This window comes from Chlorogloeopsis fritschii PCC 6912, assembly GCF_000317285.1.
GTDB lineage: Bacteria > Cyanobacteriota > Cyanobacteriia > Cyanobacteriales > Nostocaceae > Chlorogloeopsis > Chlorogloeopsis fritschii.
This window is the reverse complement of the sequence record NZ_AJLN01000073.1, coordinates 1-8,333: the sequence shown is the minus strand read 5'-3', so window position 1 is coordinate 8,333 and position 8,333 is coordinate 1. Positions and strand designations below refer to the sequence as shown.

The 8,333-nt window shown below is 41.0% G+C and carries 9 protein-coding genes; 2 read left to right on the top strand and 7 right to left on the bottom strand.

Annotation, left to right across the window (positions count from 1 at the left end):
• Positions 1 to 88 precede the first annotated feature (88 nt).
• The 4 genes from UYC_RS0113260 to UYC_RS0113250 form a co-directional block, all read right to left on the bottom strand.
• Entirely contained in the window at positions 89 to 1,816 is a 1,728-nt protein-coding gene (locus tag UYC_RS0113260) for a succinate dehydrogenase/fumarate reductase flavoprotein subunit (protein ID WP_016879535.1), read from the bottom strand.
• Positions 1,817 to 1,857: 41 nt separating this feature from the next.
• On the bottom strand, positions 1,858 to 2,049 hold the full coding sequence (locus UYC_RS37810; RefSeq protein WP_127011437.1) for a hypothetical protein: 192 nt from the start codon (positions 2,047 to 2,049) through the stop codon (positions 1,858 to 1,860).
• 72 nt (positions 2,050 to 2,121) lie between these two features.
• Entirely contained in the window at positions 2,122 to 2,436 is a 315-nt protein-coding gene (locus UYC_RS0113255; protein ID WP_026087576.1) for a hypothetical protein, read from the bottom strand.
• Positions 2,437 to 2,531: 95 nt separating this feature from the next.
• Complete coding sequence (locus UYC_RS0113250) at positions 2,532 to 2,906, bottom strand: hypothetical protein (RefSeq protein ID WP_016879533.1); 375 nt, start codon at positions 2,904 to 2,906, stop codon at positions 2,532 to 2,534.
• Positions 2,907 to 3,212: 306 nt separating this feature from the next.
• On the opposite strand from UYC_RS0113250, the gene UYC_RS0113240 reads away from it, so the two are divergent.
• Both UYC_RS0113240 and UYC_RS0113235 read left to right on the top strand, forming a co-directional pair.
• Positions 3,213 to 3,899, top strand: a complete 687-nt coding sequence (locus tag UYC_RS0113240) for an SDR family oxidoreductase (RefSeq protein ID WP_016876312.1) — start codon at positions 3,213 to 3,215, stop codon at positions 3,897 to 3,899.
• A 55-nt stretch (positions 3,900 to 3,954) separates the two neighbouring features.
• Positions 3,955 to 4,938, top strand: coding sequence for an alpha/beta hydrolase family protein (locus UYC_RS0113235; RefSeq protein ID WP_016876311.1), 984 nt, complete (start codon positions 3,955 to 3,957; stop codon positions 4,936 to 4,938).
• 10 nt (positions 4,939 to 4,948) lie between these two features.
• Here the strand turns inward: UYC_RS0113235 and UYC_RS0113230 are convergent, their stop codons facing one another.
• From UYC_RS0113230 to UYC_RS0113220, 3 genes are all read right to left on the bottom strand, one after another.
• On the bottom strand, positions 4,949 to 5,389 hold the full coding sequence (locus tag UYC_RS0113230; RefSeq protein ID WP_016876310.1) for a secondary thiamine-phosphate synthase enzyme YjbQ: 441 nt from the start codon (positions 5,387 to 5,389) through the stop codon (positions 4,949 to 4,951).
• 269 nt (positions 5,390 to 5,658) lie between these two features.
• The gene (locus UYC_RS0113225) at positions 5,659 to 6,906 is read right to left on the bottom strand and encodes a pyridoxal phosphate-dependent aminotransferase (protein ID WP_016876309.1); all 1,248 of its coding nucleotides are present in this window, start codon (positions 6,904 to 6,906) and stop codon (positions 5,659 to 5,661) included.
• 55 nt (positions 6,907 to 6,961) lie between these two features.
• Positions 6,962 to 7,849, bottom strand: a complete 888-nt coding sequence (locus UYC_RS0113220) for an ion channel (RefSeq protein ID WP_016876308.1) — start codon at positions 7,847 to 7,849, stop codon at positions 6,962 to 6,964.
• Positions 7,850 to 8,333: the final 484 nt, after the last annotated feature.

The following is an 8,333-nucleotide window of genomic DNA, read 5'->3' as shown; positions in this document are numbered from 1 at the left end:
TCATAAATGGGTGGTTTATGTCTTGCATCTGTGTTTTTGGAAAAGAGCACAGATGCAAAGTATAAGTTCACCTATCTCCAAAACCTAGCTAATATTTCCTTTCCTGCGGTTGAAACCTAGTAATTGTTACTGGGCGATATTGAATGTCAATTCCTGCTGGTGAATAATAAGCCATTGTGTGTTTAAGGAAATTCACATCATCTCGCTGGGAATAATCTTCACGAAAATGAGCGCCGCGACTTTCCTGCCGATTAAAAGCAGAGGATAAAATTATCTGCCCCACTACCATCAAACTTTGCAGTTCTAGCGCTTCTACAATTTCGGTATTCCAAGAATCGCCTTTGTCGTCTAAGTAAATCTCCGTATACTGTTGTTGCAATTCTTGTAGCTTTTGCAATCCTTCACGCATTAATGCTTCAGTGCGGAAAACGCCGCAATATTCGGTCATGGTATCTTGAAATGCCTGACGAACTTGGTTAATGCGATATTTCCCAGGCTGATCTAGTAAGGATTGTAGTTGTTGCTGTGCTTCGCGGAGGTAACGTTGTTCGTCTACGGTTGGTAACTTGCGATTTTCTACATATTGAGCGATCGCTGCACCAGTTCTGCGTCCGTAAACTACACATTCCAACAGAGAATTACTACCAAGGCGATTGGCACCATGTACGGAAACACAAGCACTTTCACCAGCAGCGAAAAAGCTTTCCACCAAATTGTCGCCACTACTGCGAACTTGCCCATCTGTGTTAACTGGGATACCGCCCATGCAATAGTGAATGGTGGGGCGAACGGGCATCGGTTCAGTAACAGCGTCAACACCGACAAGGCGATGAGCTTCTTCCCAACAGAAGGGAATGCGGCTCATGATTTTTTCCTTGCCCATATGACGCAAGTCAAGATAAACAAAAGGCCCGCCAGCACTACCATCTGGATGAATACCACGCCCGGCGCGAATTTCGTAAGCGATCGCCCGTGAGGTAATATCACGCGGGGCGAGTTCCATCCGACTAGGAGCATACCTCGCCATAAAGCGTTCTCCCTCACTATTAATCAGATACGCCCCTTCCCCACGCACCGCCTCCGAAATTAGCACTCCTACCGGATATAACCCTGTGGGATGGAATTGCACAAATTCCATATCCTCTAAAGGCAAACCAGCAAGTGCTGTCATTGCTAGACCATCACCTGTGGAAGCATAATCATTGGAGGTAGTATTGTATACTCTTCCATAACCACCAGTAGCAAACATCATAGCTTTGGCGCGTACTACCTCAACTCGCCCATCTAAGATGTGGTACATCACCACTCCCTTCGCCCGATCATCTTCCAAAATCAAGCGCATTACGTACCACTCTTGGTAAATATGTACACCATACCGCCGCAAATTATTTACCAATTCGTGTAAAATTGCGTGACCGGTTTTATCGGCAGCATAGCAAGTACGGTTGTGAGAATGCCCGCCAAAAGCGCGTTGGGCAATGCGCCCATCGTTCAAACGCGAGAATAAAACACCCATGTGTTCTAAATCTATAACCACATCAGGGGCTTCACGGGTAAGAATTTCGACTGCATCTTGATCTGCCAAATAGTCGGAACCTTTGACAGTATCAAAAGCGTGTGCTTCCCAACTATCAGATGAATCAACATTTTTTAATGTCGCTGCGATCCCACCTTGGGCAGCAACTGAGTGAGAACGAATTGGGTGGGTTTTGGCAACCACTGCTACATCCAAGCTAGGATTACTCCTGGCAATTTCCACTGCCGCTCGACATCCAGCCAAGCCGCCCCCAATAATAATGACATCATGTTCGAGCATAATCAGCACCAACAGCACCTTTGCTGTTCTATTGTAAAAATTTAAAAATTTGGCGATCGCGCCTGCAAAACAATACCCCGCCAAAAGACGGGGAGATCGTGTTGATGTTTGAATTTGAAGTAGGGGAGGCAGCGTGTTCTTTCTAGGGACTGCTGTAAAGGTTTAGCAAGATATCTTGTTTGCCTACAAATATCTTGGTTAAACACACCTATGACAGGTAGTAAAGAATTCACACTCTCTACTCCTTGTTCTGCCCAGTCTCCAGTATTCAATTTAAAATATAAAACCTAAAATCTAAAAATTGCTTAACTAGTTGCTTTTGCTGGTTGTTGTTGGGAAACGTTACCAGGAATTGGTTCCATCTTTGTTCCCGGTTCCAGAGGAGCCAATTCAATGTGATTTAACAAAGTGGTTACGAAAGCAAAAAGCAAAAATGGCAGAGACAACAAAACGACGAGTCCAACAGCAGCTAAAGCATAGACAGGCCGTCTAGCACCCATCAATGCCAAGGCTGATGCCAAACTAACAGTAATTGTTATTAACCAAACTATAATTTGACCGTAGATATCGCCAAAGGTTAGGGTACAGACAAACCGATACTTTTGAATATTATTCATCATTTAATTTGCCTCTCATGTCTCCTTGGTTCTACCTTAAAACCAGGTTTGAATTTTTGACAATTTCTAAATATTTTTGAAACAATTGTAATATCACTTTACAATCTGTCAGCTTTATGATTTTCTCGCAAAAAATCAGCAGAATCACTAGATTCTAACGATTTAATTTTCCTCTGTAAATCAAAGTCATCACTGCTAATAATTGTTTCTAAATTCGCAATTCTTTGCTCTAGGTATTGTACCTTTTGAGGTGACAAATAGTTAGCTTTTGATTTTTTATCATCGGAACGCCATACGGCTAAAGTTCCTACTGTTGCACCTGTCAGAGCAGCTAAAGGGAGAATCGGGCCGCTTCTAGTCGCAGCTGAGAGTGGGATACAAATTGCTAAAATTCCTACTGTCATTCCCCAGATTTTCGAGGTTGCTGTCACTCGAATATCGCGATCGCTATTTGCTTGAGCCTTTTTAGCCATACCCATACCCAAAAAGAACTTACTTTCTAGGGTCGCATCTTTATCTAATTAGCGGCTTCCTACTATTGGATTAAGTATAATTACTTTGCTTATATTTGTATGTTATTTGCAAATGAAATAACTAAATAGGGTGACTCAATTATATCTATCTTAATTTTTTCAAAAGAAACTTTATAAATTGCAATAAATTGTAATTTTAAAATATATTAAGTAATTACCACAGGAAAATTTTCGGCTTTGAATACTTCAGTACTCAAATAAAGATATATTAAATATTTGCTCAAGTCATCTACTTCAAAAATATCCATGACAACAACATCCTACATATTCCTAGCTGGAGCCAGTCGTGGCGTTGGTAGAGAAATTGCCAAATGCTTGATCGAGCAACAACTCCATGTCAAAGCACTCCTAAGAACGGAAGCAACTCGCGATCAACTAGAAGCAATGGGAATTAAGGTGGTGCTAGGAGATGCAATGAATGTGGATGATGTCGAACGTGCAATGTTGGGAGATGAGCCTATATACGCTGTTATCAGTACAATTGGTGGTTTGGCTAAAGATAATGAAAGAGCAGATTATATAGGTAATAAAAATCTAATTGATGCGGCAGTTAAAGCAGGAGTGCAAAAGTTTATTTTAGTAACTTCGATTGGCACTGGAAATAGTGTTGTGGCTTTATCTCCGCAAGTGTTGGAAGCATTGCATCCTGTTTTAGTTGATAAAGAAAAAGCCGAACAACATTTAAGAGCGAGTGGACTAAACTACACTATTATTCGTCCTGGTGGCTTGCAGTCAGAAGCTCCAACAGGGAATGGAGTTTTAACTGAAGATATCAACGTCGCTGGAATGATTAATCGTGCCGATGTAGCGCAGTTAGTTTGTAAATGTTTAAATTCTGATGCTGCTAACAATAAAGTATTGTCAGCGGTAGACAAAAATATGCTATTTGGACAACCTGTGTTTGAAGAATTTCGCTTGGATGCAAGAATTTGAGAAAATGACGATGAGCAGTTAAAATTTGATTGCAGTGCGTAAGAAATATGGTGACATGACTGTTCGTGCTTTTTTTCAAGCCGCAAAAGTCGATAATGCTCAATCTCCTTACGATACTATTCTTCTGAAAATTCTATATCCAGCCAAGATGTCGGGAAGTCACCTAGAAAAGGATATGGGAATTGTGCCTGCCGATCCACAAATGGCACCCTTTCCTGTGGTGATTTTCTTCAATGGAGTTAATTGTGAAGCCCATAGTTACCAATGGCTGGCTGTTAAATTAGCGGAACGTGGATTGGTAGTAGTTACATTTAACTGGGTTGGAGAGAATCTTCCAGGGATAGTTAGCCTTACCCCAGGAGTGGATATTACCGCGTGGAAACCAGAAATTTATGGTACTGCTCCCACAGCTTCTGCTTTGCCCACACTGCTAACTAAATTAGAAAAGCTACAGGCAGAGGGAATCCTGGCTGGGATGCTTAATTTGGAACAGATCGTTCTAGGTGGGCACTCCGCAGGTGGCAGAGTGGCGATAGAAAATGCAAGTCCGCAGTTTTTCCCGCAGGTTGTAGCATCTTTTGCTTATGCTGCCCACACTATGGGGACGATAATGTTGGGGTACAAACCAGGTACGATTTTGCCCTTACCAGACTCTTTACCCATGTTATTAATCGGGGGAACTTGTGATGGGGTAATTGCGAATAGTAGCGATCGCTATGGCATCAGTTCAGGTGATGCAACCACTTCTGTCACACGTACATTCCAAGAAGCGATTTCTGGAGGGAGAAATGATAGCTATCTGGTATTCATAGAAGGAGCAAATCATTTCACATTTGTTGAACCCTTCGACTCTACCACGGGTAGAGCATTTCTAGATTTTCCAGCTACTCAACCTGCTGAACCAAGTCGGTTATTGATGGCAGATATGATTGGTTTATTTATTGATGCCCATGTTCGCCATCAACCAGAGGCATCTACTGCACTTAATCAATTATTAAATACTGCCAATCCTTTGATTCAATCTTGGAAGTGTAAGTAATAATAATTTTTCATTCTCCAGAAATTTGACACAATACAGTTCTTTTACGAGGCCCATCTAATTCAAAAAACAAGATAGACTGATAGGTTCCCAACGCTAATTTACCATCAACAATAGGAATTACTTCGCTATTATTTAGCATCATTGCCATCAGATGAGAATGAGCATTTATTGGTTCATCTGGTGGTATATTTGGTCTTAAATGCAAGTCATTATGTAAGTAACGCTCTGATTCTGGTGCTAATTTCTGCAAAAAAACTTTGATGTCTTCTAATAATCTTTCTTCGTTTTCATTGATAGCTAAAGCTGTTGTTGTATGGCGAGAAAAAACTAATACTTGACCATTTTGAATTGGTGTTGAAGAAATAGCTGTCTCAATTTGAGGAGTGATGTTATGAATATTAATTCCCTGGTTAGTGTCTATTTCAATTAATTTATTAATAATTGGCATTGGTACGATTTTAGATGTCTGAACTAAGTAGATTTTACTATAAACTATATCTTGATATTAGAAGAACAACCAAGGCTATAAAGACACAAATAAACTAACTTTTTCCGTTTTCGATACCTTCTTCTTAAGTCCTTAGTAGCTTTAACTAATCTGTATACATAAGAGGATAAGGATACAAGGAGCAAAATTTTTCTCTTGTCCTAATTTCCTAACTTCGTGAGTCGCTTACGCGTCTACAGCCTCGTAACATCAGTATAGCTGCCTTCTATTTATACCAATTTTGTATAAAGATGCGCTAACGCGCAAGAAGGAAACGAACCACAAAGGGCGCAAAGAACACAAAGAAAAGACGTACTAACAATCTTTTTTAAACCTCTTACCAATCTTTCTATTCCCTCTTTTGCCGTCTCTTTTTGTAATGCACCGTATGCCACCCGCAAATAACAACCGTGATTCATGCCAAAGGTTGTACCAGGAATTACTGCTACTTGATGTTCTTGAATCAATCGTTTAACTAACTCAAAGCTATCAATTTGAGTATTAACTTTGAGAAAAAAATAGAATGCACCATCGGCAGGAGCAATGGTACATAAACCTTCAAGACGGTTAAGAGATTCAAGTACTAATTCTCGCACTTGAGCGATCGCTTCAATATTTTTGCTCAAATATTCCTGTTTTGCCTGCAAAGCACCCAAAGCTGCATACTGAGAAACTACGGGCGGACAAATTAAATTTGTATCTTGAACTTTCTTGACAGCAACAAGCAAGTGTTTTGGAATTACCATATAGCCAATGCGCCAACTAGCAAAACCGTAGGCTTTAGAAAGGCTGTAGAGGGAAATAGTATATTCGCTACTGCCTGGGAAAGCACCTGGAGAAGTGTGCTTGACGCCATTGTAGGTAAAGTATTCATAAGCTTCATCGCTGATATGGTAAATACCGCGATCGCGACAAATTTGATTTACTTGCTCTAAAAGAGACTTTGAATATACAGCCCCAGTCGGATTATTTGGGGAAATTGTCACCACTGCCCGTGTTTTTGGGGTAATAGCTTGGGCGATCGCATCAGCACGTAACTGGTAATTTTCATCCGTTTCCACCAGTACCGGGCGACACCCCGCCATTATAATTGCCATTTCGTGGTTGAAATAATAAGGTGTGTTCAGAATAATTTCATCTCCCACCGAAGTAATAGCAAGAATGGCATTCATAAATCCCATGTTGCTACCTGCGGTGACAACTATGCGGTTTTCATCGTTAATTTCAATACCGTTAAAGCTTTGTAATTTTGCTGCTAATACTGTTAATAAAGGGGGGATTCCCTCAACAGCTTTGTATAAATGATTAGTTGGTTCAGCAAGGAATTGGGGTAACAGTTCAATGGCTTCCGGTGGTGGGCTATAAGAAACTACACCTTGTCCAAGGGAAATAGTACCAGGAGAGTTTTTAATCAATTCTCCTACCACAGGAATAATGGGCGACTGCACCGCCTCCATACGAGATGTAAAATTTTTCATGCAAATTACAACCTTCTGCCCCCTGACAGTTGGTGAGCGAAGTCGAACCACTGCCTTATTCTATCGGTATAACATCATGAAAGCAGGAATAATCTATAGTGCGCCGACCTTCTCGCGTCTTGGATAAAATATCTACAAAGCGCATATTCCAAAAAATTTCCCCAGCAATAAACGAGTGACGGGCATGAATAATTTGGGATACGGTTTCATCAAGTCCAGTGAGAGTCACTACTAGTTCCATCTCATCTTCAATCATGTTTTCTAGTGTGACTCCATACAGGGGACTATTCTCATCAATTGGATGCATGACTGTCCAAGTCAAAGCAAAAAGCGGTGTTTGACTGCGAAGTAGTTGCATATCATAAAATCGCCGCATCATATCTCCTTCGACGGTGATTTCATTGCGTACTAAAGTCACCCGGATTTGTGCCTCTAGAATCCAATTTTGCCGTTCGTTTGCCACTCGAAACATTAATGTCGGTATACCATTGTAGGGTGCAATTACCGCTACACGGCTAAATGTGACTCGTGCTTTAGGAAGCGAAAATCTAGCAAACATCAGTCCAGTTCCCACCGCCAGCCCCATCAGTCCGATCAACGATTCGATGGTGACTAAGACATGAGCATATGTTGTCTTGGGGAACATGGCTCCATAGCCGATGGATGCCATAGTTTGAACGCTGAAAAAAAAGGCATCTAGGAAGTTACCCGGACGTGCGTTTTCAATTCCATTTCCACCTGCTAAGTATGCCAAGGCAAATAGAGCGTTAACGACTAAATATCCTAAACTAATCAGCGCTAAAAACTTAGGCCATGAGAGAGAGAGTAACCAATGGTATAAGTCCCCCCAATAGGAATTTGATACACCTTTACGCACAACGTTAAAGCCGCCTTTAGGGTTAATCATGCGCGGCGCTAGGGTTTTGCGAACTGCTTTTTTCATTGATGGCAGGGTAATGGTGGCAAGAACCCAGGACAGGTAATTTCTACCCAATTATCCAACAAATACAGCCAAGATTATCTAATGCATTGAGAAGGACTAAATTATTACAGTATGTTAATGCAGTAACTGCATTTTATAAATTCGGTAACTGCAATTAGATAATAAAAAAGACACCTACCAAATGTCATGATTGGTAGGTTCATAGTTTGTTGGTTTTTCAGCACGAAAGGCAGTTCTGAATGGCAACTTTCTGCGACTGCCTTTCTGCCGTATCTAAAATTTATCAAGCAATCTAGTGTTATTGCGTTATTTTGCAAGAAATAGGTAGATATAACTACGATTTTATCATAAAACATAAGTTTTATTAATTTTTTAGCTGTAGTAGTGTTGTCGCCAAGCGTCGCACCATCTTAGATTACTAGGGGCTAGGGGCTAGGGGCTAGGGACTAGGGGCTAGGGGCTAGGGGCTAGGGACTAGGGACTA

Coding starts and splice junctions, on each gene's coding strand:
- UYC_RS0113220 (WP_016876308.1), bottom strand. CDS start 7,849: ATGAAAAAAGCAGTTCGCAAAACCCTAGCGCCGCGCATGATTAACCCT.
- UYC_RS0113260 (WP_016879535.1), bottom strand. CDS start 1,816: ATGCTCGAACATGATGTCATTATTATTGGGGGCGGCTTGGCTGGATGT.
- UYC_RS0113255 (WP_026087576.1), bottom strand. CDS start 2,436: ATGATGAATAATATTCAAAAGTATCGGTTTGTCTGTACCCTAACCTTT.
- UYC_RS0113225 (WP_016876309.1), bottom strand. CDS start 6,906: ATGAAAAATTTTACATCTCGTATGGAGGCGGTGCAGTCGCCCATTATT.
- UYC_RS0113235 (WP_016876311.1), top strand. CDS start 3,955: ATGACTGTTCGTGCTTTTTTTCAAGCCGCAAAAGTCGATAATGCTCAA.
- UYC_RS0113230 (WP_016876310.1), bottom strand. CDS start 5,389: ATGCCAATTATTAATAAATTAATTGAAATAGACACTAACCAGGGAATT.
- UYC_RS0113240 (WP_016876312.1), top strand. CDS start 3,213: ATGACAACAACATCCTACATATTCCTAGCTGGAGCCAGTCGTGGCGTT.
- UYC_RS0113250 (WP_016879533.1), bottom strand. CDS start 2,906: ATGGCTAAAAAGGCTCAAGCAAATAGCGATCGCGATATTCGAGTGACA.